Annotated in this window: 22 protein-coding genes and 1 pseudogene; 10 read left to right on the forward strand and 13 right to left on the reverse strand. The window is 69.8% G+C overall.

Going from position 1 to position 23374, the window contains the following annotated elements; all coding sequences use genetic code 11:
* Positions 1 to 353: 353 nt before the first annotated feature.
* The 3 genes from AOK15_RS13805 to AOK15_RS13815 form a co-directional block, all read right to left on the reverse strand.
* A complete protein-coding gene (locus AOK15_RS13805) occupies positions 354 to 1208 on the reverse strand; it encodes a class I SAM-dependent methyltransferase (RefSeq protein WP_055516368.1) in 855 nt (284 codons plus the stop codon).
* Positions 1209 to 1301: 93 nt separating this feature from the next.
* Positions 1302 to 2018, reverse strand: a complete 717-nt coding sequence (locus AOK15_RS13810) for a hypothetical protein (RefSeq protein WP_055516370.1) — start codon at positions 2016 to 2018, stop codon at positions 1302 to 1304.
* Between the two features lie 163 nt (positions 2019 to 2181).
* Entirely contained in the window at positions 2182 to 3081 is a 900-nt protein-coding gene (locus AOK15_RS13815) for a PhzF family phenazine biosynthesis isomerase (protein WP_055516371.1), read from the reverse strand.
* A gap of 110 nt (positions 3082 to 3191) precedes the next feature.
* Between AOK15_RS13815 and AOK15_RS13820 the strand changes: the two genes are divergently transcribed.
* The gene (locus AOK15_RS13820; RefSeq protein WP_055516373.1) at positions 3192 to 4163 is read left to right on the forward strand and encodes a LysR family transcriptional regulator; all 972 of its coding nucleotides are present in this window, start codon (positions 3192 to 3194) and stop codon (positions 4161 to 4163) included.
* Here the strand turns inward: AOK15_RS13820 and AOK15_RS13825 are convergent.
* The 3 genes from AOK15_RS13825 to AOK15_RS13835 form a co-directional block, all read right to left on the reverse strand.
* Entirely contained in the window at positions 4120 to 4683 is a 564-nt protein-coding gene (locus tag AOK15_RS13825; RefSeq protein ID WP_055516376.1) for a dihydrofolate reductase family protein, read from the reverse strand. The two genes, AOK15_RS13820 and AOK15_RS13825, sit on opposite strands and share 44 nt — an antisense overlap.
* 108 nt (positions 4684 to 4791) lie before the next feature.
* Positions 4792 to 5781 (reverse strand): BtrH N-terminal domain-containing protein, encoded by a 990-nt coding sequence (locus AOK15_RS13830; protein ID WP_055516378.1) that lies wholly within the window; start codon positions 5779 to 5781, stop codon positions 4792 to 4794.
* Between the two features lie 126 nt (positions 5782 to 5907).
* Positions 5908 to 7188: a serine hydrolase domain-containing protein gene (locus AOK15_RS13835; protein WP_079058477.1), complete on the reverse strand. Its 1281-nt coding sequence runs from the start codon at positions 7186 to 7188 to the stop codon at positions 5908 to 5910.
* Positions 7189 to 8101: 913 nt separating this feature from the next.
* On the opposite strand from AOK15_RS13835, the pseudogene AOK15_RS42085 reads away from it, so the two are divergent.
* A pseudogene (locus tag AOK15_RS42085) lies at positions 8102 to 8967 on the forward strand (Tn3 family transposase); the annotation flags it as partial.
* Between the two features lie 48 nt (positions 8968 to 9015).
* Here the strand turns inward: AOK15_RS42085 and AOK15_RS13850 are convergent.
* Complete coding sequence (locus AOK15_RS13850) at positions 9016 to 9462, reverse strand: PaaI family thioesterase (protein ID WP_055516384.1); 447 nt, start codon at positions 9460 to 9462, stop codon at positions 9016 to 9018.
* 128 nt (positions 9463 to 9590) lie between these two features.
* Entirely contained in the window at positions 9591 to 10508 is a 918-nt protein-coding gene (locus tag AOK15_RS13855; protein WP_055516386.1) for a LysR family transcriptional regulator, read from the reverse strand.
* A gap of 68 nt (positions 10509 to 10576) precedes the next feature.
* Between AOK15_RS13855 and AOK15_RS13860 the strand changes: the two genes are divergently transcribed.
* The gene (locus AOK15_RS13860) at positions 10577 to 11377 is read left to right on the forward strand and encodes an SDR family NAD(P)-dependent oxidoreductase (RefSeq protein WP_205632127.1); all 801 of its coding nucleotides are present in this window, start codon (positions 10577 to 10579) and stop codon (positions 11375 to 11377) included.
* Positions 11378 to 11624: 247 nt separating this feature from the next.
* On the opposite strand, the gene AOK15_RS13865 is transcribed toward AOK15_RS13860, so the two are convergent.
* Together AOK15_RS13865 and AOK15_RS13870 are read right to left on the reverse strand one after the other, a co-directional pair.
* On the reverse strand, positions 11625 to 12158 hold the full coding sequence (locus AOK15_RS13865; RefSeq protein ID WP_055516389.1) for a GNAT family N-acetyltransferase: 534 nt from the start codon (positions 12156 to 12158) through the stop codon (positions 11625 to 11627).
* 286 nt (positions 12159 to 12444) lie between these two features.
* Entirely contained in the window at positions 12445 to 13062 is a 618-nt protein-coding gene (locus AOK15_RS13870) for a LysE family translocator (RefSeq protein ID WP_055516391.1), read from the reverse strand.
* A gap of 111 nt (positions 13063 to 13173) precedes the next feature.
* Between AOK15_RS13870 and AOK15_RS13875 the strand changes: the two genes are divergently transcribed.
* The 6 genes from AOK15_RS13875 to AOK15_RS46745 all read left to right on the forward strand — a co-directional run bounded on the left by AOK15_RS13875 (position 13174) and on the right by AOK15_RS46745 (position 19142).
* Positions 13174 to 13626: an Lrp/AsnC family transcriptional regulator gene (locus AOK15_RS13875; protein WP_055516393.1), complete on the forward strand. Its 453-nt coding sequence runs from the start codon at positions 13174 to 13176 to the stop codon at positions 13624 to 13626.
* A gap of 1012 nt (positions 13627 to 14638) precedes the next feature.
* Positions 14639 to 15280 carry a hypothetical protein gene (locus AOK15_RS13880; protein WP_055516395.1) on the forward strand — a complete coding sequence of 214 codons (642 nt, stop codon included), beginning with the start codon at positions 14639 to 14641 and terminating at the stop codon, positions 15278 to 15280.
* Between the two features lie 421 nt (positions 15281 to 15701).
* Positions 15702 to 16367, forward strand: coding sequence for a nitroreductase (locus AOK15_RS13890; protein ID WP_055516398.1), 666 nt, complete (start codon positions 15702 to 15704; stop codon positions 16365 to 16367).
* 128 nt (positions 16368 to 16495) lie between these two features.
* Positions 16496 to 16981 (forward strand): NUDIX hydrolase, encoded by a 486-nt coding sequence (locus tag AOK15_RS13895; RefSeq protein WP_055516425.1) that lies wholly within the window; start codon positions 16496 to 16498, stop codon positions 16979 to 16981.
* Positions 16982 to 17181: 200 nt separating this feature from the next.
* On the forward strand, positions 17182 to 17841 hold the full coding sequence (locus AOK15_RS13900; protein WP_055516400.1) for an MSMEG_1061 family FMN-dependent PPOX-type flavoprotein: 660 nt from the start codon (positions 17182 to 17184) through the stop codon (positions 17839 to 17841).
* Between the two features lie 863 nt (positions 17842 to 18704).
* Complete coding sequence (locus AOK15_RS46745) at positions 18705 to 19142, forward strand: resolvase (protein WP_240508421.1); 438 nt, start codon at positions 18705 to 18707, stop codon at positions 19140 to 19142.
* A gap of 65 nt (positions 19143 to 19207) precedes the next feature.
* Here AOK15_RS46745 and AOK15_RS13910 read toward each other — a convergent pair whose 3' ends face one another.
* Positions 19208 to 20512 carry an ArgE/DapE family deacylase gene (locus AOK15_RS13910; RefSeq protein ID WP_240508422.1) on the reverse strand — a complete coding sequence of 435 codons (1305 nt, stop codon included), beginning with the start codon at positions 20510 to 20512 and terminating at the stop codon, positions 19208 to 19210.
* 170 nt (positions 20513 to 20682) lie between these two features.
* On the opposite strand from AOK15_RS13910, the gene AOK15_RS13915 reads away from it, so the two are divergent.
* Entirely contained in the window at positions 20683 to 21120 is a 438-nt protein-coding gene (locus AOK15_RS13915) for an Lrp/AsnC family transcriptional regulator (protein WP_055516405.1), read from the forward strand.
* 93 nt (positions 21121 to 21213) lie between these two features.
* Here AOK15_RS13915 and AOK15_RS13920 read toward each other — a convergent pair whose 3' ends face one another.
* Together AOK15_RS13920 and AOK15_RS13925 are read right to left on the reverse strand one after the other, a co-directional pair.
* Complete coding sequence (locus tag AOK15_RS13920) at positions 21214 to 22320, reverse strand: serine hydrolase domain-containing protein (protein WP_276206209.1); 1107 nt, start codon at positions 22318 to 22320, stop codon at positions 21214 to 21216.
* Positions 22202 to 23374 (reverse strand): NAD(P)/FAD-dependent oxidoreductase, encoded by a 1173-nt coding sequence (locus AOK15_RS13925; protein WP_055516409.1) that lies wholly within the window; start codon positions 23372 to 23374, stop codon positions 22202 to 22204. The genes AOK15_RS13920 and AOK15_RS13925 overlap by 119 nt, the downstream gene beginning before the upstream one ends.

Raw genomic sequence — 23374 nt, forward strand, 5'->3', positions numbered from 1 at the left:
ATCGTCCCGGCCATCACCGCCCACGCCGCCGCGCGCTGCGCCCGGGTCCCCGTGTCCAGCAGGTTGTCCCCGTGGTGCATCACGGCCGTGGCGGCCACCACATGAGGCACCAAGTACGGCGGCAGCAGCAACCGGGCCGCCCCATAGGAAGCCCGCCGAAAACGAGCCACGACGCTCCGCTGCGCCCCATAATCCTCACGCAGCCGGGCTCCCCGAACCCCCGCAGCATCAAGACTCCGTTCCCACAAACCCATACCCGGATCGTATGCGCCGCGCCCGCGCACCTGCGCCGCGTGCGGCCCCCGGCGGACGCCACGGCGCCCGTCCCGTGCTCCGGCGATCGTGTCGGTGTGTCACTCGGCCGCGACGCTGCCGCTTGCGAACCACTCCGGTTGGCCGGGCCTCGCACCGGGCTTCCGCCCCCACGCCGAGATCATCGGCGCCGTCGCCACGTCGAGTTCGCCCGTCGCGATGGTGGCGAGGTGGGTGTCGATCTCGGTGTCCGTGGCGTAGCCCTTGGCCGTCAACTGCTCGCGGATCTGGAGCACCGTGGCCCGCTCCAGGGCGGTCCCCGCCGGGCTGGTGAGCGGGAAGTACGCGTCCGCCTGTACGTCCGTCAGGCCCGCCGAGCGCAGCAGACGTGGGAGTCGGCGTCCGTAGGAGAGGTCCGCCCCGCGCTCGCTGAGCAGCCGACGGAATCCGCGGCGGATCTCGTTGGCGAGCTGTTGCCTCGGTCCGGATTCATCAGGGCAGGCCAGCGGCTGCAACGCGGGATCGGCGTCCTCCAGCAGGAGCCAGCCACCGGGCCGCAGGGCGTCCACCATCACCCGCAGAGCACGTTCACGGTCCCTGACATGGACGAGCACCAGACGGGCGTGGACGAGGTCGAAAGCACCGGGCGGTGGCGCGTCGGCGGCGATGTCATGGTGGAGCACCTCGACCTGCGGTGCCGTCGCCGCCGTCATCCACGAGGTGTCGATGTCCGTCGCCAGTACGTATCCGCCGGGCCCCACCCGCTCCGCGAGACCCTCGATCACCGAGGGACCGCCGGCCCCCACCTCCCAGCAGCGCCCGCCCGCCGCGATGCCGAGACGGTCGACGTGCCGGAAGGTGGAGCCGTCGAAGAGGTCGGCCAGCGCCTCGAAACGGTCCCCCGCCTCGGGCTGCCGGTTGTCCAGGAGGTACCCGTCCGGGCCGCGCTCGGTCATCCCCCGATCATGCCGCAGCGCCCACCGGGCGGGCGCTGTCGGTGGTCCACCCCGCCCCGGCCCCACGCGCCACGTTGTTCGACCGGCTGGCTGCTACGGGGTGAAGACCTCCTCAAGACGGTCGATGGCCCCGTTGTCGCCCAGGTGGTACGTGAAGACGAGCCCCGAGTTCGGGTTCGCGTCGAGCCAGTCGAGGAACTCCTGGACGCCGATCTTCTGGTTCGTGGTGCTTTCGACGATGGGGTTGGTCACGGTGACGTACGCGGCCTGGTCCATCGGGATGTACGTCTCCTTGCCTACCGTCTCGAACGGAGCCCCGTCCGAGTCGGGCGTGCCGCACCCCCAGTTGCCGTGCTTCACGATCAGGCTCAAGGACCCCCCTTCCGGCGTGTAGCGGTAGACCGCGATCTCATCGGGAGAGATGGGCATCTTGTGGTCGCAGTCGTCACCCTCGTCAGAGCCGCCCCCACCGCCTCCGGACCCCGTCGCCGCGGGCTCGGACGGCTTCGAGGTGCCCGAAGTGCCCCCGCCCGAGGTGCCGCCGCCGTCCGCACCCGAGCCCGCGCCCCCGGATGCCTTCGTGTCGGACTTTCCGCCCGCCGTCGTACCGGCGTTCGCCCCCTTCTTGTCCCCCTTGTCGCCGGCGCCGCTCGTCGCCGTCACGCTCGGCTGCGTGTCGCCGCCCGTGTCGTCCGTGCCGCCGCCCCCGGAGCAACCGGTCAGGCCCAGCGCCGCAGCGGCGCACACGCTCAACACGGCCGTCCGGACCGCGCCGGGTCTGCGTCGGCTCTTCCTCGGCGTCAGGTTCATGATCCGCCCCCCACTTCGTGGTTCGAGTGCTCTGCGAGCCTCGTCGGCTCGGGTACAAGGGACGAGTTCCAGCCATCGGCAGTTGCGCGTCCTGGCTAGATTCTGCACGCCGCCCGTGGCCCGGCCGCAGCCGGTGCCTCGCTCACCCGCACCGGTGGCGGGCTCACCCGATGGGCACCGCCCCGCCCGTGACGCGGACCCGGCCGTCCTCGGCTGACACGTCGATCCACAGGTCGCTGGGGCGACCCATGTCCTCGCCCTGACGGATGCCGATCGTGGACGGGGCCGTGATCAGGCCGAGGGTGCGCAGATAGCCGCCGAAGGCCGCCGCGGCCGCGCCGGTCGCGGGGTCCTCGACGACCCCGCCCACGGGGAAGGGGTCTCGGGCGTGGAACAGATACGGAGACTCGCGCCACACCAGGTGGACCGTCGTCCAGCCGTGGCGGCGCATCACGTCGGTGAGGGCGTCGAAGTCGTAGTCCAGGTCGGCGAGGCGGGACCGGGAAGCGGCGGCGAGGACGAGGTGCTCGTTGCCGCCGAACGCCACATGGGGAGGCAGGGCGGTGTCCAGGTCGTCGACGGACCAGCGCAGGGCTTCGAGAGTCGCGTCCAGTTCCCTCGGCGTGGCGGGCCGGGAGTGGGCCGGCACGCTGGTGAGGGTCGCACGGGCCGTGCCGTCGGCGGGATCGATCGCGGTGGCGACGGGAATCTCGCCGACGGGCGTGTCGAAGAGGAGATCGCCCGCGCCGAGCTGTTCCGCGAGGGCCACGGCCAGGGCCACCGTCGCGTGACCGCAGAACGCCACCTCCGCGAGCGGACTGAAGTAACGGACCTGGAAGCGGCGCGCGGACGCGTCGCCGGCGGTGACGAAGGCCGTCTCCGAGTACCCCACCTCGGCGGCGATCGCGAGCATCGCCGCGTCGTCGAGCGCGGAGGCGTCGAGGACGACCCCGGCCGGATTGCCACCTGCCGGGTCGTCGGTGAAGGCGGAGTAGCGCAGGACGGCGGGAGCCCCTGAACTCATGCCGGTCACATCGTTCTTGTCGTACGTGTCGCTGGTCATGCCCCCAAGCTGCCACCGACCGCCCGATCGCGTCCAACGATCATCGCCGATCGAACCGATCGACAAGCCGCATACATGCAGGCTGTGCGGCAGGCGCCTACCCTGACCTTGTGGACACCCGACTCCTGCACACCTTCCTCACGCTCGCCCGGACCGGCAACTTCACTGCGGCCGCGGCCGAGTTGCATCTCGCCCAGTCCACGGTCACCGTGCACATCCGCACGCTGGAGCGGGAGTGGGGCACCCGGTTGTTCGACCGTTTGCCGACCGGGACGCTGCTCACCGAGTCCGGGCGACGACGGCTGGACGGAGCGCAGGAGGTGCTCGACGCCGTGGCACGGCTCCGGACCGGTGGTGCGGGGGCAGGCGAGGGCGGTGACGGGGTCGTACGGGGGCGGGTGCGCGTCGGTACCCCGGAGTCGCTGTGCGCGACCAGGCTGCCCCCGGTGATCGCCGCACTGCGGACCCGTCATCCCGAGGTGGACGTCGACCTGTACGCGGCCGGAACGGGCGAATGCGTGGAGGGGCTGCGGTCCGGACGCCTGGATCTGGCGTTGCTGCTGGAGGAGGAGGCGGAGCTGCCCTTCCCGGATGTCGCGGCCGAGACGGTGGCGCGTGAGGAACTCGCCCTCGTCTGCGCCTTTGGGCACCCCCTCGCGGGACGCGAACACGCTCCGACCTGGGCGCGGTTGGCGAGGGAGACCTTCTTCCTGCTGGAGGAGGGTTGCTCGTACAGCGACGCGCTGGAGCGGCGGCTGCTGGCCGTGCCGGACGCCCGGCCCCGGCTGACCCGGTTCGGCGGCGTCGACGCGGCCCGCTCGTGCGTCGCCGCCGGACTGGGTCTGACCCTGCTGCCGCTGACGAGCGTGGAGGAGCAGGTACGCCAGGGCAGACTGGCGCGCGTACCGGCGCCGGACTTCCGCGATGTGCCCGTACGGCTGGCCCGCCACCGCAGGCGGTGGACGTCGCCGGCCGCGGAGGCTCTCGTGGAGGAGATGACACGGCACTGGGCGGACGGAGAGACGCCGGGGACGGCTCTCAGCGCACCACGCCGTAGCGGAGGTAGACGATCTTCGAAGTGAAGGTGCGGGTGTCGAGGAGTTCCAGATCCACGTGCCGCTCCTGCCGGGGGAAGAAGGAGATGCCACCCCCGACCAGCACCGGGTAGACCCTGGCCCGGTACTCGTCGATCAGCCCCTGCTCGGCGGCCTCCGCGGCGAGCGTCGCGCCGCCGATCGCGATGTCGCCGGTCCCCGGCTCGGCCCGCAGCCGCTCGATCTCCTCCGCCAGGCCGCCCGAGGCCAGTCGGGCATGGCCCCGCACCTTCGACAGCGTGGTGGAGAACACGACCTTGGGAAGCGGGTTCCAGAGCGCGGTCCACTCGCGCTGCGCCTCGTCGAGCGAGTGGTCCTCGTCGGCGGTCTCCCAGTACAGCATCGTCTCGTACAGGCGCCGCCCCAGCAGATGGGTGCCGACCCCTCGGATCTCGTCGATCCAGGAACGGAAGACCTCCTCGTCGGGCGGCGCCCAGTCGAAGCCGCCGTCCGGCCCGACGATGTACCCGTCGAGCGAGATGTTCATCGAATAGGTCACTCTGCGCATCAGAAGTCCTCCTTGGTGACTCGTCCGACGGTACGACCGCTCACCCCCACGTGCCGTACGACGCACCGCCGGGTGCTGGCGAAGAACGTCGGCGGGCCGTGAGCGCGTTCAGGGCTCCAGACGGCTGAGCGCCTGCATGGCTTCGCGTTCCAACCGTGCGAGTTCACGCAGTTGGGTGCCGGCCTGGACGAGATACTGGGTGTCGCCGGTCTGTCCGGCTCGGGTGATGAGTGCCGCGGTTTGCGTCCACAGCCCGGCGGCTTCCGCGTACAGCGCGTGCCCCGTGCGCAGGTGGGGGCTGTCGATCTGCTCGGCGCACTCGGCGAGGAAGTCGCGGTAGAGATTGCGGAAGAGGGCACCGCCGGTACCGGCCTTCTCCATCAGGAGGGCCGCCTGCGGCAGATCGCGCTCGGGGTCATTGCTCCGCCGGAGCCAGGTGGGGACCAGCTTTGCGGCTTTGTCGATGCCCCGGTGGCCCAGGTTGGCGATGGGCGGGTCGAGGAAGGCGTCGGCGCAGGCGGTGATGGCCGGGACGATCCGCTCCCGGGGCGGGACGGCGTCCGCCGGGACGGTCAGGGTGAAGGAGCGGTGCCTCGCGGTCATCGGCCCGCGCTCTGCCCGGGCCCGGGCGAGACCGTCCAGGCTGGTGGTCACCGCCCCGCCCTGCTGGGCCGTGTCGACGAGATGGGCGTGCTGCTCGTCGTAGCCGTACAGGGCGACGATGTGCCCGCCGAAATGCACGCGGGAGGTGAAGTAGTCGAGGTGATAGCTGTCCAACTGCAGCCCTACGGGCCGGCCGGCCTCGACGGCGACCGTCACGTTCTTCCAGGCCTTGCGGGGCGAGGCGGTCTCCTTCACCTGGAGTTCCAGCCCCAGCCTGTCCGCGAGGCCGGTGGTGAGGGTGAAGGGCTTGACGCGGCCCCCGAGGAAGGGGAAGTCCATGCTTTTGCTGTCCCAGTAGATGAAGGACAGCCCGGCACCGAGCCCGAAGAGCATGGCTTCGGACAGATCGAGTCCTTGATGGCGCAGCAGCACCGCGAGCGTGGTGGTCTCGCAGTGCTGCATACCCCGGGCGTCGATGCCGTCGACCATGCTCATGAGGAGTACTCCCAGGAAGGTTTGGGGGCGGACGGGATCACCGGCAGTCTCGTCCGGCGATCCGCCACGTTACCCGTGTCCGTCCCCGGCTCCCGGCGCTCCCGACCTCGCCCACTCTCCCCTGGATCACGGGTAGTTGGGGATGGGGTGGTCGGGAGTGAGAGCGGCGGCGATGCGCTGGACGATGGTGTGAGCGGTGTGGCCGTCGGGACTTGTGGGCCCTTGTGTGGTGGCGACGGCGATGGCGAGATCCCGGTCGGGGAGGTAGGCCTGCGACGCGGAGTACCCGAAGAAGAGGGGGTGCTGGGCGACCCAGTCCCCGAGGACGAGAACGCCCATCCCGTAGTGGGTCTTCTTCGTGTTGGCGAGGCAGATGGTTGCCGGGCAGGTACGGGTCGGCCTGCCCAGACCCACGGTGCCGGGATCCAGGAGCTCCCGGTACGCATCGGCGGACAGGAGCGCACCGGAGCCGATGCCGGTCGCGGAACGGGCGAGGTCGCAGATGTCGGTCGTCTGCACGGCACCGGGGGCCGTGGTCCAGGAGGGGTTCCAGAAGGTGGACTCCTCGTAGGTGCCCCGGTCGGATGTGAAGGCGTGCAGGACGGGTGCGGGGATCTCGGGCGTGAAGCTGCTACGGGTCTCACGCAGCCCGAGCGGCCCCATGACCTCCCGTTCGAGGAGGACGTCCAGACGGGTCCCGGTGATCTTCTCCAGGGCGGCGCCCAGCAGCACGAAGTTGGCGTGCGAATAGTTCCAGTTGGTGCCCGGCCGGTACCAGCGCGGCCGGCTGGTGGAGACGTCCACCAGTTCCCGGGCCGTCCACTGACGGAACGGGTTGGCGGCGATGGTCTGCGCGAAGCCCGGCGCCGTGACGTAGTCGGCGAGCCCGGTCGTCGACGACGCCAGCATGCGGAGCGTGATCCGCTCGCCGTCCTTGAGGTCGGGCAGCCACCGTGCGACGGGCTCGTCGAGGCGGACCCGGCCCTGGTCCACCAGCCGCAGCAGGGCTGTGCCCATGTAGCTGATGGCGATGTTGCCGTTGCGGAAATGCATGGCGGGCCGCGCCGGAACCCCCGTCATCGATTCGCCGAGTGCGGTGGTGATGACCTCCCGGCCGCCGAGCGTGACCCGCAGGATCACGGACTTGAGCCCTGACGCGGCCCGGGCCTTCTCGGCGATCCGACGGATCTCGCGTGCCTTGCCGCGCCCGGACGCCGCGGAACTGCCGCAGGCCCGGCGATGACCCTCGCGTTCCGCCGCGCCCACGGCCGTGCGGGCGGCCGTACCACCGGACATGGTGGTGCGGGCTGTGGTGCCGACTGCGATGGCCGGGGCGCCGAGGGCGAGGAGTGCGGCCAGAGCGGTGACCGCGGCGAGCCGCGGCCGGGGTGAACGGGCTGATCTCATGGCCGGAGTATCGAGGTCGACCACCACACCGACGGCCGGCCCGACACGGAACCGCAGGAAGATCACCCGTCAGGCGTGTGATCGTGACACACGAGGGGTGGGGAGCGCACGGCCGCAGCCCGCTGGTCGCTGACCGGAGCCCGTCGATGGCTGGCCGCAGCCCGCTGGTCGCTGACCGGAGCCCGTCGATGGCTGGCCGCAGCCCGCTGGTCGCTGGCCGGAGCCCGTCGATGGCTGGCCGCAGCCCGCTGGTCGCTGGCCGGAGCCCGTCGATGGCTGGCCGCAGCCCGCTGGTCGCTGGCCGGAGCCCGTCGATGGCTGGCCGGAGCCCGCTGGTCGCTGACCGGAGAGCCGCCGCCCGGAGCCGCATCGCGTCCCAAAAGCCGATCCATCCCCTTGCCGGTGCCGAAGTGACACCCCGATGATGCGGTGATGACCGAAGGGCAGGCACCCACGTACACGACTCGGCTGCTCACCTCGGACACCTGGGACGACTTCGCGGCCCTCGTGGAGAAGCACAACAGGGTGTGGGGCGGTTGCTGGTGCATGGCGTTCCACCCGGAAGGGGTGCGGAACGCCAAGAGCCCGGAGGACAACAGAACCGCCAAGCGTGCCCACGTCGACTGCGGAACCTGCCATCAGGTGCTCGTCCACTCCGGCGACGAGTGCGTCGGCTGGGTGCCAGTTCGGCCCTCCGGCCGAGCTTCCCACGATCAAGAACGCCGCCGCCTACGCCAGGGACCTCGACCACCTGCCCGACTGGCGGATCGGGTGCGTCTTCACCGCCTCGAGGCACCGTGGACAGGGAGTGGCCCGCGCCGCGGTCGGCGCCGCGCTGGAGGCGATCGCGGCAGCGGGCGGGGGAACGGTCGAGGCCTACCCGGAACAGTCCGAGGGCCGACCGCCACAGCGCGGTGCCCGGCAGATGGTGGTCCCGGGCACGCCGCGCGACTCGCTGCACATCCTGGACGCGCTGCTGCTGAACCTGGACGGCGGGGTCAAGCCGGAGATGGCGGCCACCGACAACGCCTCGTACTCGGACATGGTGTTCGGCCTGTTCAAGATCCTCGGCTACAACTTCTCACCCCGGTTCCGTGACCAGGACGACCAGCGGTTCTGGCGGGCCTCGATGCCCGGCGTCGCCACCAGCCACTACGGTGCGGTGGAGGACCTGGCCCGCAACCGGGTCGACATGAACAAGGTGATCACGCACTGGCCGGACATGCTGAAGGTCGCCGGTTCCCTGGTCACCAACCAGGTCCGCGCCTACGACCTGCTGCGCATGTTCGGACGCGATGGGCCCCCACCCCGCTGGGCACGGCCTTCGCCGAGTACGGGCGCATCGCCGAGACTGAGCACCTGCTGCGCGTGGTCGACCCGGTCGACGACACCTACCGCAGGCAGATGAACCGGCAGCTCACCGTGCAGGAGTCCCGCCACAAGCTGGCCCGGGACGTGTGCCACGACAAGCGCGGCACCATCCATCAGGCGTACCGCGATGGCATGGAGGACCAGCTCGGCGTACTCGGCCTGGTCCTCAACGCCATCGTGCTCTGGACCACCCGCTACCTCGACGCCGCCGTCGCCCAGCTCCAGGCCGAGGGCCACGAACTCAGGGACGAGGACATCGCCCGGCTCTCCCCACTCAAGCACCGCAACCTGAATCTGCTCGGGCGATACAGCTTCACGGCCTCGACACTGGCTGCGGGCTCCTTGCGCCCGCTGCGCGACCCGGACGCGCCGGAACTGGACGAGGACGACGACGGTGGGCCGGAATGACCGAGCGGCGAGGCCGGGACGGAAGGGCCCGCGTCGGCCGTTCAAGGACTATCCGGCGGTCCTGCTCACACGGATCAGGGTCTGCTGGCCATTCGCGACGAGCTTGCGGGCGCCGTCGGCCTGGACGCCGTAGACCTCCAGCTGGCAGACGGTCAGGGTGCGCCCGGGCTTGAGGACGGTGCCGATCGCTTCGAGGTGGTCGCCGGCGGCGGGCGCGAGCAGGTTGATCTTGTACTCGACGGTGAGGACCTCGGAGTCCTCGTCGAACAGGGTGAGCGCGGCGTATCCGCCGGCGCTGTCGGCGATGGCACTGGTGGCACCGGCGTGGACGTAGCCGTGCTGCTGGGACACCTCGGGGCGGGCCGGGAGGGTGATGTGGACGCGGCCGGAGCCGATGTGCGTGAGCCGTGCGCCGAGGTAGGACATCAGGCCCTGCAGGTCGAAGCTGTCCTGGACGCGCTTCTGCACTGCGGGGCTCGCCTGTTCCTGCCGCATCCTGTCCACTGGTGGTGCTCGCTTTCCCCATCTGCTGCTCACAGAGCGGTCAGACCTGGTTAGTTGATCTCTCCATCCGGTTCCCTATCATCCGACCAGCCGGAGTGGAACCGCTCGCCGCCCTGCTGTCAGTTGTGTGTAGCGGCGACGGCGGTGGCCAGGAGGTCGGTGAGGTCGTCGACAACGGGGTGCGACGCGCGTGGCCGGGTGACCGCGAGGACCTCGCGCTCGGGGCGATGGGCCGCGGGGAGGTCGTCGACGCTGGTGAGCGGCCGGGCCGGGTCGTGCCAGCCGCCGACGACGGAGGCGGGTACGAGCCCGACCGCCAGGCCCTGGGCAATCAGTGCCAAGGCAGTGTGGTAGTCGTCCGTCTCGTACCGCACGGCCGGGTTGAGGCCGGTGCGATGGGTCCAGCGCTGCAGCAGGCGACGGTCGGGGGTCCCCGCATGACCAGCGGCCCAGTCGGCTTCGCGGCACTCGTCGAGCGTCGTGAGGCCGCTGCTCTGTGCGGCCATCAGCCACAGCGGCTCCCTGCCGAGCCTGCGGATCTGTAGATCGTCGGCGCTGGGAGGGTCTTCCGGGAGATAGCGGTAGGCCAGCAGCAGATCGATCTCTCCGGTCCGCAGTCCGCGCAGACCGTGCACGGGCTCGGTCTCGGTGACGTGCAGCACGACGTCCGGATGGGCCCGGCGCAGCTTGGCCAATGCGGTGGGAAGCAGGCGTCCGGCCGCGGTCGCGTAGACACCGACGCTCACCTTTGGCGCTCCGGACTGAGCGATGTCCTCGGCCAGGCGCTGGAAGTCCGCGGTGGCGGCCAGGACGTGGGCGGCCGCGTCGGCCAGCGCGCGGCCGGCGGCGGTCGGGGTCACACCGCCGCCCGGTCGGCGCGAGAACAGCTCCGTTCCCACCTGCTGCTCAAGCCGGGCGATGTGCTGCGAGACCGCCGAGGGCACATAGCCCAACGCGGCAGCCGCGGTGCTCATCGCCCCGTGCCGGATCACCGCGAGCAGGGTCCGCAGCAGCTTGGGATCGCCGATACCGTTCATGATTCGTGAAAGCTCACTTTCCTGATCATCGCTTCCCATGATGCCTTGCTGCAGGTGACGCTGTGTTCATGGAAATGAGCTTGGAGCAGGAAGTGCAGGCGCCGGTCGCGGTGGTGACCGGTGGGGGGCAGGGCATCGGCCGCAAGGTGGCCGAGGCGCTGGCGGGCGAAGGGTACGCACTCGTCCTGGCCGACCTGAAGGAACCGTTGGAGACGCTGGCGGCCCTGGAGGACGCCGGTGCGCAGGTGCACGCGGTGGTGGGCGACGTGACCTCGGAGGTCTATGCGGCCCAGCTCGCCGAGCAGGTGCGCCACCGCTTCGGCCGGGTCGACGTACTGGTCAACAACGCGGGCGTCTCGCTGCTCACCCCGGCCGAGGAGACCACCGCCGAGGAGTGGCGACGCGTCCTGGAGGTCAACCTCACCGGCCCGTTCCTGCTGTCGCGGACACTGGGGAAGCTGATGCTGGACGCGGGCGGCGGCTCGATCGTCAACGTCGCCTCGATCGCGGGACTGCACGCGGTGGCCGACCGGGCCGCGTACAACGCGAGCAAGCACGGTCTGATCGGCCTGACCCGGACCCTCGCCGCGGAGTGGGGAGGCCGCGGGATCCGCGTCAACGCAGTGTGCCCCGGCTGGGTCAAGACCGAGATGGACGCCGCGGACCAGGCCTCCGGCGGCTACACCGACTCCGACATCGTCGAACGGGTACCCATGGCGCGGTTCGCCGCCCCCGAGGACATCGCCCAGGCCGTCGCCTTCCTCGCCGACCCCGCCCGCAGCGGCTTCATCAACGGTATCGCGATGCCGGTGGACGGAGGCTGGACCGCCGACGCGAGCTGGAACTCTCTACGCATGCAGAAGCGCTGACGGCAACCACGGAGCACAAGCACTGCGCGTCCTTGTTTCCTGCCCTCCCCGCTTCCGTGAACCGGACTAGGTGGGGAGGACGAGCAACGCTGGGAAATTTCAGGGCTCTGTCCGCAGTTCCGTGAACCCCCAGGTCAGCGAGGGGAAGACACGATCTGTCCCTCGTGTCCGAACCTCGCGATCAAATGCGCTCGGGGACGTAGGGACATCGGTCGGCTGTCTTGCGATGATCGATGGTTCGGCCGATTTACGCCTGGAACTCAGTGAGGTCGATGGCGTGAACGCGCAGAGGGTAGCCGTACACCGGGTGTACCGTCTCCCGCTCGAACACCATGCCGAGCTTGCGGATGACGTTCTCGGAGGCGTTGTCTCCCACCTGGTTGATGCTCATGACGCGGTCCAGGCCGCGGTCCTGAAGCGCGAACTCCAGCGTGGCGTGCGCGGCTTCGGATGCGTACCCCTGGTCCCAGAACTGTGAACCCAGCCGCCAGCTGATCGCCACGGCGGGCAGCACCTCCGGCAGGAACTCGGGCACGGACAGTCCCGTGAAGCCGATCAGTTCGCCCGAGGCCAGCAACTCGACGGCGAAGAGCCCGAAGCCCTCCTCGTCCCACTCCTCCTCCCATCGCTCGATGGCCTCGGCCGTGTGGTCCAGGTCCCGCACCGAGCCGTCGTCGATCCAGCGCATGACCCGTGGGTCCGCGTTGATGTCCGCCATTGGCACGAGGTCGTCGTCGTGCCAGCTACGGAGGAGGAGACGGGGAGTGCGGATCTCGGTCATGCCCCCATCCTGCCGAAGGCAAACGACTCATCGGTAATCCGGCGCCCGCCCGCGCCGCCGCTCCGGAAACACAAGGCGTCAAGCAGCCTGCACCCGCACCGTCACGGGGGAAACATCGGGCTGAGGGCTGTGCAGACGACATGCCACTTCGGCAGCACGATCGAGAGGTGAGACCGATTCGGCGGCAGCCTGCCGCAGCACCAACATCATTCACGGAACTGCGGGCAGAGCCATTTTCAGAGATCAGCATTCCCGCGGGCGTGCTCTGCCTCGGGCGGGTGGGGCTTCAGCGGGCCAGGCTTTCCACCAGCAGGAGGGCGCCGATGGCGATCATCATGGCGCCGCTGATCCGGGTGACGATCCGGGCGGCCGAGGGCCGGGTGCTCAAGACCGTGCGGGCGAGGATGCCGACGGCGAGGTAGACCACGGCGCATGCGGTCAGGTGCACCGTGCTCAGCAGGCCGGTCTGCGCGGCGACCGGCCAGCCGGTGGCCGGGTCGATGAACTGCGGGAACAGCGAGAAGTACAGCAGCAGCGCCTTCGGGTTCAGGCCACTGATCCCGAACCCCTTCAGCAGGACCTGCAGGCGGGAGGCGTCCGAGCTCTCGCCTGCGGCCGCCGGGGCGGCCGGCTGCCGCAGGACTCCCCACCCGAGCCACAGCAGGTAGCCGGCGCCCGCCACCGTCAGGGCGGTGAGGGCGGCCGGGGAGCTCGCCACGATCACCGCTAGGCCCGCGACGGCCACCAGCGCATAGGCGGCATGTCCGGCGATCAGCCCGGTGACGGCCGGGACGACCGACCGACCCCGCAGTCCGGCGGAGATCGCATAGGCCCAGTCCGCGCCCGGCGTGAAAACCAGCAGCAGGTCCACCGCCAGAAAGGCCGCCAGCGTCGTCGTGTCCATCGATCATTCCCTCTCGCGCGTCTTGCTCTGGAGGGAACGCTAGGCCGGATTTGCCCGAAAGTGTTTGCGTCTTTACCTCATGATCGAACGATTCGGGGGAGAATCTTCTCCATGGACGCCTTGGACCGGAAGATTCTTACCGAGCTACAGCTCGACGGCCGCCTGACGGTCACCGAGCTGGCCGCCCGCGTGCAGCTCAGCGTCTCGCCCTGTCACCGCCGGCTGCGCGACCTCGAACGCGAGGGTGCGATCCGCGGCTACCGGGCCCTTGTCGACCCGGCGGCCGTCGGCCTGAACTTCGAGGCTCTCGTCTTCGCCACGCTGCGCTGGGAGACCCCCGACACCGTCACTGCCTTCGAAGAGGCCGTGGCCGCCGTCCCGCACGTCCTCCAGGCGCAGCGCCTGTTCGGCGAGCCCGACTACCTCCTGCGGGTCGCGACCACCGACCTGGCCTCCTTCCAGGAGCTGTACGACCAGCAGCTCGCCCGGCTCCCCGGCGTCCAGCGCCTGACGTCCACCCTCGTCATGAAGAACATCGTCCAGGACAGACCGCTGCCCGAATAGGCCGCACCCGGTTCCGAGCCGGGGACAGCCTGTCATCAAACGATCGAATGACGACAGGCGCGCCAGGCGTCCAATGAACCCAGTTTGTCGCTGCTTTCTTTGCGTGTCTCACATGCCTCATCTCCCGTTGATGGGTTGTGGCGTTAGCAGTTGGTGGGGGTCGTGTCACGGGCCTAGCGTCCCGGCGCGTGATGGTGCACTTCTTCTCGGCCGAGGGCTGGCAGTCCTGGGGCCTGTGCGGTCAGCCGCTGATTCCTGAGCGGATGCCGGTGCTGATCGATGACGACTTCTTGTTCAAGGACGCTTGCGGGCCACGGGCCACCCGAGCTGTGAACGCGTGGCTTCGTACGCTTCCGTCGAGTGGGGCTCCGTCGCCGAATTCATGGCGTGCGTACGCGCTGGCGGCCCGGGACTGGCTGATGCATCTTCGGCGGCACCGTGTTGCGGTGTTCAGTTCGCGGCAGGATCTGGTGGCCGCGCTGGGTACGTACGCGGCCCGGCGGCTGTCGGGGCCACTGGACGAGCGGCTGGTGTCGTCGTCGTGGGAGCTTCAGGTGACCGCGCTCAGCCGGTTTTACAGCTGGGCGGTGTCCGAGGGCATGACGTCGGCGGTGCCGTTTACGCAGGCCGTCGGGGTGCGGATGGTGGACGGCCGACTGGTGCGGGGCGATCGGAACCTGACGAGGCTGAGGCGGCCGAAGCCGCACGTGAAGATCCAGTATCTGGAGGGCGACTTCGCCGAACTGTTCTGCCACGGCCTGGCCGGTCTGGGCCCGGGCGGGCTGGAGGATGAAGGCTTCCGAGGCCGTTTCCCAGGGCGGAACGCGGCGATGGGCGGGCTGGTGCTGGGCACGGGGATGCGGAGTAGGGAGTTCAACCACCTGCTGGTTCACGGCCGGTGCTCGGACAGTTCTGGCTGTGGTCGCATTACCTCGTCGAATCCAGAGGCTGGCCGATCCGGTGAGGCAGATGGTGTTCGCCAACTACAAGCGCCCGGTGAAGCAACGGCGCCATGGACTGGCTTCGACAATGGGTCGCCTCACCCGCCGGGAACCGGCTGGGTCTGGCTCCGATCCCCGACGAGCCGATCCACCCCCGCCGCCTGCGGCGGACACTCGAGGTCGAGATGGGAGCCCGTCCCGGCGGGTTGTTCGCCACCAAGGTCCACTTCAAGCACCTGTCCGTGGCCACCAGCGAGGGATACGCGGCCCGGCCCGGCGGGGCGCAAGCCGGTTTCCACCAGGAATGGAAGCAGGCCGAGGCCAAGGAGAATCTGGCCCGGACAGTTGAGGCATTCCGCCTGTTCCAGCAAGGACAGCTGCCCGCCGGCCCCGGAGCTGACGCCCTGATGGCCACCTTCCGCACCGTCGAGGACGAGTTGGACCGGAACGATCCAGGACCGGCGAAGGTGGTCACCGACCGGCAGGTTGAGCTCTTGCTGAAGAAGAAGGCCGCAGCCCTGCATCTGTCCGCGTCGAACTACTGCTGGTTCGAGGACCCTGCGAAGGCCCTCTGCCTCAAGCTCGCCGGCGCCAAGTCCGCGAGCGCACCGCTGACGGGCTGTGTGACAGCGCCCGTTGCCCGCAGGCCACCCACCATCTCGTCCACCGGCCCGTCTGGCACACGTCAGCCGGCAACGGGACTGCACTGCTGAGCAGCCCCCGCATTCCGGCGGGGCCTGCGACGTCAAGACCCTAGCCCGCGAGGCTGGCATCTCCCGCGCAGCTCTCTACCGGACCTGGGGACATCTCAAGGACGAGTTCGAGCAACGACGGTCCACCGCTCGGGCCGCCGGCCAGCAGCCCGACCCGCGTGAGGCACGACTCATCCGCCTGCGAGCACAAAACCAGCGACTCGCCCGCACTCACACCGAACTCAACCAGCTCAAGGAACGCCATCAATTGGCCTTGTCGGCTCTGGCTGCCCAGGACGACGAACTCCAGCGGCTCCGCCGCCAGCTGAGCACAATCAGCCCCACCGCAGGCGTCGTCCCTCTGCCCCGCCGGTGAGCTCCCCCATCGCGTCCTCAAGAGGGTAGAGAGATGGTTGTCGTTGAGTGAGAGGACGAGAACCACGTGGACGTGTATGAAGCTGTGGACAGTCGCCGGGCCGTGCGGGCGTTCAGCGATGAGCCGGTACCCAAAGAGGTTCTCGAACGAGTGCTGACCGCTGCCACGCGGGCTCCGTCGAGTGGAAATCTCCAGCCGTGGCATGTCTATGCCGTGGCCGGCGAGCCCTTGGCCGAGCTGAAGAAGCATGCGACGGCCAGGGCACTTGCGGGAGACCCGGGCGATGAGCGGGAGTATCCGATGTATCCGGCCGAGCTGCCTTCGCCGTATCTGGACCGCTTTTCCGCCGCGGCCGCCCAGCGGTACAAAGCGCTGGGCATCGAGCGCGACGACCCCGAACGGCCCAGGAAGATCGCCGCCTTGAACTCGGGGGCGTTCGGGGCGCCGGTTGTGCTGTTCTGCTACCTCGACCGGACGATGGGACCCGGGCAGTGGGGGGATGCGGGGATGTACTTGCAGACGGTGATGCTGTTGCTGAGGGCGGAAGGGGTGCACAGCTGTCCCCAGGTGATGTGGACGATGTATCGCAAGACCGTCAGCCAGATAGTCGGAGCCGATGACAGGCTTGCACTGTTCTGCGGTGTCTCGGTGGGATTCGAGAAGGAAGGCGTGCCCCGGCTGCGTACCGGACGAGCGGATATGACGGAAACAGTGAGCTTCATCGGAGGGTGACCGTCAGGCGGTCAAGATCCGCAGGACAATCCGCAGGACAGCCTATGAGGCACCCGGCCCTTAGGCCGTTGAGATGGCGATCAAGCTGGGTCTTGATCGCCATTTCGAGCACGCATAGCGTCAGGACGGTGGAAACAACGCACCGGCCCGCCGCCCGGGTCATCTGCTTGGACGCTGCCCACCGCCTGCTTCTTCTGCACTGGCGGGATCCCTTCGGCGGGACCTGGCTCTGGGAGCCGCCAGGTGGCGGCATCGAGCCTGGCGAGACGCCGCTGGTGGCAGCACGACGTGAACTGGCCGAGGAAACCGGACTCGACCCGGCTGCCGTCCTTGACCGGTCGGTGCTCGTCGACCGTGATGTGCAGTGGAACGGCAAGCGGTACACCGGGGCGGAGCACTTCTTCGTCGCTCAGTTTGCCGACGAGCAACCATCCCTGGTGCGGACCGGCCTGCTCCCCGACGAGCAGGCCAACCTGGACATGCATGCCTGGATCGCATGGTCGGATCTGGACTCGCTACCGGACCCGGTTGAGCCGCCGCAGTTGCTGACCGTGCTCGGGGCCCTGATACCGGACGGGCCGTGGTGTGATCTGTATGAGGTGCGCTCGCAGTGAGGTACGACAAGCTCGCCGTCCGCTACGAGGCGACCGTTCAGCTCACTCTCATACGGCAATACGGGCTGACCCGCGATTGATCTCGGGGCGTGTTGTACCGCGGGTTCGGCTGGGTGGTGGATCAGCAGACGTTGACTGTCTCCATATCCCGCACTCACCGACCAAGATCAGTCGCAGGTCAGCCCGTTACGGTCGCTGCCATGACGACATCCCTTGCAAGCAGTGCCTTCGACTCACTCCGCCTTGACGCCGTCCACGATCAGGACGCGTTGCGCCGGGTCTACGAACTGCCCAAGGACACGGCCATACGCAAGCAAATGACCGAACTCACCGAGCAGACCCGGCGGTTGGTTGGCTGCTCATCGCTGGTCCTGGTCGCCAGCGCGGACGCCGAAGGCAACTGTGACGTTTCCCCGCGCGGCGGCCCCGCCGGGTTCGTTGCCGTCCTGGACGCACGGACGGTGGCGATACCGGACGCGACCGGCAACAAGCGTCTTGACACGCTGCAGAACGTCATTGCCACCGGACGAGCCGGGTTGCTGTTCGTTATCCCGGGGCGCACCACGACGCTCAGAGTGAACGGCCGGGCCTGCGTCTCCACCCGCCCGGAGCTGCTGTCGCAGCTGACCGCCGTAGGCAAACCTCCGGCCAGTGCGCTGGTGCTGGGGATCGAGGAGGTCTACCCGCACTGCCCCAAGTCGCTCCTGCGCAGCGGGGCCTGGAAGCCGGACCAGTGGCTACCGGCGGATGCCCAGCCGACCTCGGCCGAGGTGACGCTGGCCCAGCTGCGGATGCCGGAGCTGACGATCGCTGACATCGAGCAGGCGGAGGCGGATTCGCTGAAGTACCGGTACGAGTAACCAGCCGACCTGCGCTTACTGAACCACCAGCCCGTCGAATCACCGAGCCAGCACGCCCCAAGATCAATCGCGGGGCGGCTCGAAATAGGGGCGGCCGTGCCCAGCAACTCGTAGAGGCTGAGATTCCAAATGCTTCACCCGCACGGATGAACCTTGCCCCGGCGCACAGCCGAGACACGTGATCTCCACGTCTTCGACGCGGAGATCACGGCGCAGCCCATCTAGACGAGACGCTACGCAAGATGGACACACCCGACGCCGCGATAAGCGGAGATTCCGGGGCCCGACGGCGGCTCCGATCCAATGAGATCCGATGCCGGCTGATGACAGGGTTAGATGACACCCGAGGTCCGATGCGGCAGCAGAAGCTGGGAACAGCGTGGCCAATCTCGTCTACAAGACGGGTGTCGACCGACCGGCAGCCCACCGCCCGCCAGGACCTCGTCCTCGCCGAGGCCGGGATCGAGGACCCGCGGGTCTTCGAGGAAGAGGCGGGCACTCCAGCCGCCTCCACCCGCTCCAGCGCCCGAAGTTCAGCGAACTCCTCACCTACGCGCGGCCTGGCGACACGGTGCACATCTCCGAGATGTTCCGCCTCGTGCGCGGCAACCAGCACATCCTCGACGTCCTCGAAATCCTGCACCGTGACCGGCTCGCCCTGCGCATCCACGACGGCGTGTTCTCCGCCATGGACCTCACCGCCCGCCACCCGCGCACCGGCGAACGGCTGTCCACCGTGAAGTTCATGCTCCAGACCCTCGCCGCCCGCCGGCGAACTCCAACGCGACCTTCAGCGCGAACTGACCTACGACGGGCTACGCGCCGCCGAGGCCAAGGGCAACAAAGGCGGACGCCGCCCCGCCGTGCCGGCCGACAAGAGCGACGCCGTCCGCGCCGCGTACCTGAAGGGCCGCTCCATCGCCGCCCGCGACCACGGCGTCAGCCGCGGCGCCATCCGCACCGCCGTCGCCGACCTCATGCCCGACCACATCGCCACCGCCGAAGAGGTTCCCGCGCCGGAGCTGCCGGTCACCCTCGACATGCCGGGCAAGGTCGCCGACTACCTCCGCACCGCCGACCTGGACCCCGTCGAGCGGGCCGCGCTCAACCAGGGCGTGACCGTACGGCGCGGCCAGGGCTACACTCTGCGCGTCACCGCCGTCCCGGCCGTGCACCGCCAGTTTCTCGCCCGCCGGCAGCCGCTCGACGGCGGCCACGGCCTGCCCGTGATCCCTGCCCAGCGCAAGGCCCGCCGCGAGTACGAGAACCGCGTCAGCACGCTCGCACCAACCGAGCCGTGATCGTTCTCAGCGCCAACCGCTGTACCGGTACTCCCGAGGTCAGAGCCATGATCACCGGCTTAGCGTTAACCGCTGTACCGATGTTCCCCGTGGCCGTACTTGGTGCCGACCGTGCGCAGAGTGGCGAGCACCAGTGCCCGGGTGACGGTGACGATTTCGCTCACGCGGACCTGTTCCTGCGGACCGTGTGCGTGGCGTACGTCGCCGGGACCGTACTGGAGCGTGGGGATGCCCGCCCCGGAGTACAGGCGCAGGTCACTGCCGTAAGGGGCGCCTCGCTCGGAAGGGCGCGGGCCGCCGGTGACGTCGGCGTGCGCGTCGCCGACCTGAGCCGCGAGCGGATGCCCGGCCGGCAGCCGTCCACTGGCGAACTGGCCGCCGGGCCACGTCACCGTGGCGGGGTGGGAGCGCAGCCAGGGGTCGGCCGCGCAAGCCTCGGCCACGCACGCCTCCAGGTCGGTGCGCGCCCGGGCCGGGTCCTCGCCCAGCCGGACGCCCAGTCTTCCTTCGGCCACCAGCAGGTCGGGCACGCTGCTGGCCCAGTCGCCGGAATGGACGGTGCCGACGGACAGCGGGTAGGGGATGGGGTACTCGGACATGAGCGGGTCGGCGACGGCGTTGCGGCGGGCTTCGAGACGGGCGAGCGCGCGGTGGATGGGCAGGTATGCGTCGATGGCGCTCACTCCCACGTATCTGGTGCTGCCGTGGGTGGCTCGGCCGGGTACCTGGATGCGAAAGGTCAGGGCGCCGGCGTTGGCTGTCATGAGCGCGCCGCTGGTGGGTTCGGTGATGATGCAGGCGTCACCGGTGTGGCCGCGCTGGAGGGTGCCGAACGCTCCGAGTCCTCCGTCCTCTTCGCTGACCACGAGGTGCGCGGACACCTGGCCGCGCAGCCTTGCGCCCGCCTCCCGTATCGCGGCCACGGCCGCGAGTATCGCCACGACCCCCGCCTTCATGTCGCATGCTCCTCGTGCGTGCACCACGTCCCCGGTGAGCCGGGGGCGGAAGGGGTCACCCTCCCACCGCGCCAGGTCTCCGGAAGGGACGACGTCGACGTGCCCCTGGAGGACCAGGGTCGGCCCGTCGCCCCGGGGTGGCGTGCCGGCCACCAGGCCCCACGCCTCCGTGCGCGGGGCCTCGCTGCCGGGAAAATCGGGATGGGCGCGAAGCTCGGGAAGGTTCATGGACCACAGGTCGACATCGAGGTCCATCCGTTCCAGATGCCGGGCCAGGACGTGCTGAAGCTCGGACTCCGCGGCGCTCCCCGTCACGCTCGGCACGGCGAGGAGTTCCAGCAGCAACCGGGCGATTGCCGCCTCGTCCACCGCGGCCAGTGCCGAGGCTTCCACATCGCTCAGGCTTGCTGTCATCTCAACACGGCTCCCAGCACGTGACATCAGGACAAGCCGGAGACTATGTTCGGCGGACAACGCAAACAATCACCATTTGCTGCTGGCTACCATCGCTTTCTTGCAATGTAGGAGGGCTCATGGCAACTTCTTGCGCCTCGCCGCGGGCCCTGACGCCGGGAGTGAAGGCCATGGACGCCATCGACGAAGCGATCATCCGCTGCGTGCTGCACGACGCACGTGCCACGTACGCCGAGATCGGCAAGGCCGCCGGGCTGTCCGCGCCCGCTGCCAAGCGGCGTCTCGACCGCTTGGTGGCCACCGGGGCGATCCGCGGTTTCACCGCTCTCATCGACCCTCAGGCGTTGGCCTGGCACACCGAGGCTTTCGTCGAGGTCTACTGCACCGGCAATCCCACCCCCGCCGAACTGCGCCAGGCCCTGGAGGACATCCCCGAGGTCGTCGAAGCCTGTACGGTCTCCGGCGCCGCCGACGCCGTCGTCCATATGCTCGCCAGAGACATCACCCACCTGGAACAGGCCATCCAACGAGTGCGCGCCACCGCTCCCGTCGAACGGACCGAGAGCGCCATCGTGCTCTCCCGGCTGCTGAACCGGCCTCGCGTGTGATCGACACCATGGGATCACCGCGAGTTGGGATCACCGTGAGTGCCGAGGCTCGCGTCGTCCGCCGGCCGACGGTGACGCTCCGCCCCGGAGCTGCTAGGTCAGCTTGAAGGTGAGGGAGCGGGAGATCTCCTGGAGGTCCCAATTCCCGTCCCGTACCGCCTGGTTGCTGATCCAGAACACCATCAGGTCGCCGCGCACGGCGTACACGTGCACGCCGTACGACCAGTCGTTGCCGCCGGGGTGGGTCACGAGGCTCCGGTCGGGCATGACGACCCACCCGTAGCCGATGGCGTAGCCGTCGTAGCCGGGTAGGCCGGTGGGGGAGTGGGCCGTGAACATCGCGGTCCGTGCGTCGCGGTCCAGGAGGGTGCCGTCGGCCAGGGCGCGGTGGAAGCGGTACATGTCGCGGGCGGTGGACAGCAGACCGCCGTTGCCGCGCAGGTTCCAGTACGGGCCGTCAGCGGCCCATCGGTGGTCCAGTGGCCGCCCCTGGGAGACGCCCCTTTCGTCGTACTCCACCGCGATCCGTTCCGTGTCCCAGCGCGGCAGGACATAGCCGGTGTCCTCCATGCCGGCGGGAGCGAAGATCTGTTCCGCCAGGAAGTGCTCGTAGTCCATGCCGGAGGCGCTCTCGATGAGGGCGGCCAGCAGGCTGTACCCCAGGTTGGAGTAGGAGAACGTCGTGCCGGGCGGGGCGACCAGCTCGGACGTGACCGCCCCGTCGATCATCTCCTGGCGGGAGACCGGATCGTAGTCGTCCCTCAGCGCCTCGGGCAGTCCGGAGGTATGGGTGAGCAGGTGGTGAATCGTGATGGCGCGCTTGTCCGCGGGGACATGCCCGACGAACTCGCTGATCCGGTCGCTGACCCGCAGCTTGCCCGCCATCTCCAGCTTCGTGATCGCCGCGGCTGTGAACGACTTGGTCATCGACATCAGGTCGTACACCGTGTCGCAGGTGGCCGGGGTGTCATGGGCTCGATCGGCCATCCCGTAGCCGGCGCAGTGCCGCTGCTGACAGTGCAGCCGGCGCCAGAGCCGGCACCAACGCGGAAAGCCATGCCAACACGACAGGGGCAGCGCGTCACATCCGGGCCGGGCCCAGGACTCCGGCCCGATCTCCCCGCACCGGGCCGGCCAGTACGTCCACGGCGGCCGTGAACAGCCACGGCAGCCGTTGAGCGAGGGGCACCAGCGCGCCACGGACCGGGGGCACCCGCGTCGCGCCGAGCAGCGCGTGGGTCAGCCACCGATAGCGCCGCGTGAGCCGGCGCCACTCCCGTTCGTAACCGGCCACGTCCCCTTCGACGACGGCCCGGACGGCAGCCTGCGCCTGTACCAGCGCCAACGCGATGCCCTCACCGGTCAGGGCGTCGACATACCCGGCGGCATCACCGACGAGCAGCACACGCCCGGCGGTGCGCGCGCTCGTGTCCTGGCGCAGCGGGCCCGCCCCCCGTACCGGCCCGGCCGGGGCGGACCCGGCCAGCCGTTCCCGCAGCTCGGGGAAGGCGGTGAGGTGATCGTCGAAGGATCCACGGGCGGCGGTGAGCACAGCGACGCCCACGAGATCGTCGGCCACCGGCGTCACGTAGGCCTCCGCGCGAGGAGCCCAGTGCACCTCCACGTGATCGCTCCACGGGGCGAGTCGGTAGTGCCGCCGCAACCCGTGCCGCGATCCGCTCCCTGCCTCGCGGCCTGAACCCGACTCCGCCCCGGGGACTGATCCCTGCTCCGCCCCGCGGCCCGATCCGACGCCCCCGGCCTCCCGCCCCGGCCCGTGTCGCGAGCGGATCCGGCGTGGCCGGTCGAGCCCCAGGGCCCGGCGGATCGGCGAGTGCAGGCCGTCCGCGGCGACGAGATGGGCGGCACGGGCGCCGTCGACCCGCACACCGTCGTCGTCCTGCTCGACGCGACGCGCGGTGCGCTGCTCGATCCGTACGCCCGCGGCGAGCACCGCCTCACGCAGCGCCGCGTGCAGCGTCGTGCGACGGACGCCCCGGCCGGGGCCCGCCGCGAAGTCCGCGTCGACGCGGTGCCGTTCGGCCACATAACGGATGCCGCGCAGGGCATGGCCGGGCGGGTGGACGCCGAGCGCCGCCAGCGCGGTGACGGCGCCGGGCATCAGCCCCTCGCCGCACGCCTTGTCGACGGTGCCCGCGCGTTGCTCCCACACGGCGACGTCGAGCCCGGCGCGGGCCGCGTGCAGGGCGCTGGCCAGGCCTGCCGGTCCGCCGCCGACGACGAGCAGGTCCAT

The organism is Streptomyces ossamyceticus (assembly GCF_001418475.1).
Classification (GTDB): domain Bacteria; phylum Actinomycetota; class Actinomycetes; order Streptomycetales; family Streptomycetaceae; genus Streptomyces; species Streptomyces ossamyceticus.

Excerpts from the sequence above, each read along its gene's own strand:
- AOK15_RS13805 (WP_055516368.1), bottom strand. The coding sequence starts at position 1,208 with ATGACCGAGCGCGGCCCGGACGGGTACCTCCTGGACAACCGGCAGCCC.
- AOK15_RS13810 (WP_055516370.1), bottom strand. The coding sequence starts at position 2,018 with ATGAACCTGACGCCGAGGAAGAGCCGACGCAGACCCGGCGCGGTCCGG.
- AOK15_RS13815 (WP_055516371.1), bottom strand. The coding sequence starts at position 3,081 with ATGACCAGCGACACGTACGACAAGAACGATGTGACCGGCATGAGTTCA.
- AOK15_RS13825 (WP_055516376.1), bottom strand. The coding sequence starts at position 4,683 with ATGCGCAGAGTGACCTATTCGATGAACATCTCGCTCGACGGGTACATC.
- AOK15_RS13830 (WP_055516378.1), bottom strand. The coding sequence starts at position 5,781 with ATGAGCATGGTCGACGGCATCGACGCCCGGGGTATGCAGCACTGCGAG.
- AOK15_RS13835 (WP_079058477.1), bottom strand. The coding sequence starts at position 7,188 with ATGAGATCAGCCCGTTCACCCCGGCCGCGGCTCGCCGCGGTCACCGCT.
- AOK15_RS13850 (WP_055516384.1), bottom strand. The coding sequence starts at position 9,462 with ATGCGGCAGGAACAGGCGAGCCCCGCAGTGCAGAAGCGCGTCCAGGAC.
- AOK15_RS13855 (WP_055516386.1), bottom strand. The coding sequence starts at position 10,508 with ATGAACGGTATCGGCGATCCCAAGCTGCTGCGGACCCTGCTCGCGGTG.
- AOK15_RS13860 (WP_205632127.1), top strand. The coding sequence starts at position 10,577 with ATGGAAATGAGCTTGGAGCAGGAAGTGCAGGCGCCGGTCGCGGTGGTG.
- AOK15_RS13865 (WP_055516389.1), bottom strand. The coding sequence starts at position 12,158 with ATGACCGAGATCCGCACTCCCCGTCTCCTCCTCCGTAGCTGGCACGAC.
- AOK15_RS13870 (WP_055516391.1), bottom strand. The coding sequence starts at position 13,062 with ATGGACACGACGACGCTGGCGGCCTTTCTGGCGGTGGACCTGCTGCTG.
- AOK15_RS13875 (WP_055516393.1), top strand. The coding sequence starts at position 13,174 with ATGGACGCCTTGGACCGGAAGATTCTTACCGAGCTACAGCTCGACGGC.
- AOK15_RS13880 (WP_055516395.1), top strand. The coding sequence starts at position 14,639 with ATGGACTGGCTTCGACAATGGGTCGCCTCACCCGCCGGGAACCGGCTG.
- AOK15_RS13900 (WP_055516400.1), top strand. The coding sequence starts at position 17,182 with ATGACGACATCCCTTGCAAGCAGTGCCTTCGACTCACTCCGCCTTGAC.
- AOK15_RS13910 (WP_240508422.1), bottom strand. The coding sequence starts at position 20,512 with ATGACAGCAAGCCTGAGCGATGTGGAAGCCTCGGCACTGGCCGCGGTG.
- AOK15_RS13915 (WP_055516405.1), top strand. The coding sequence starts at position 20,683 with ATGGACGCCATCGACGAAGCGATCATCCGCTGCGTGCTGCACGACGCA.
- AOK15_RS13925 (WP_055516409.1), bottom strand. The coding sequence starts at position 23,374 with ATGGACCTGCTCGTCGTCGGCGGCGGACCGGCAGGCCTGGCCAGCGCC.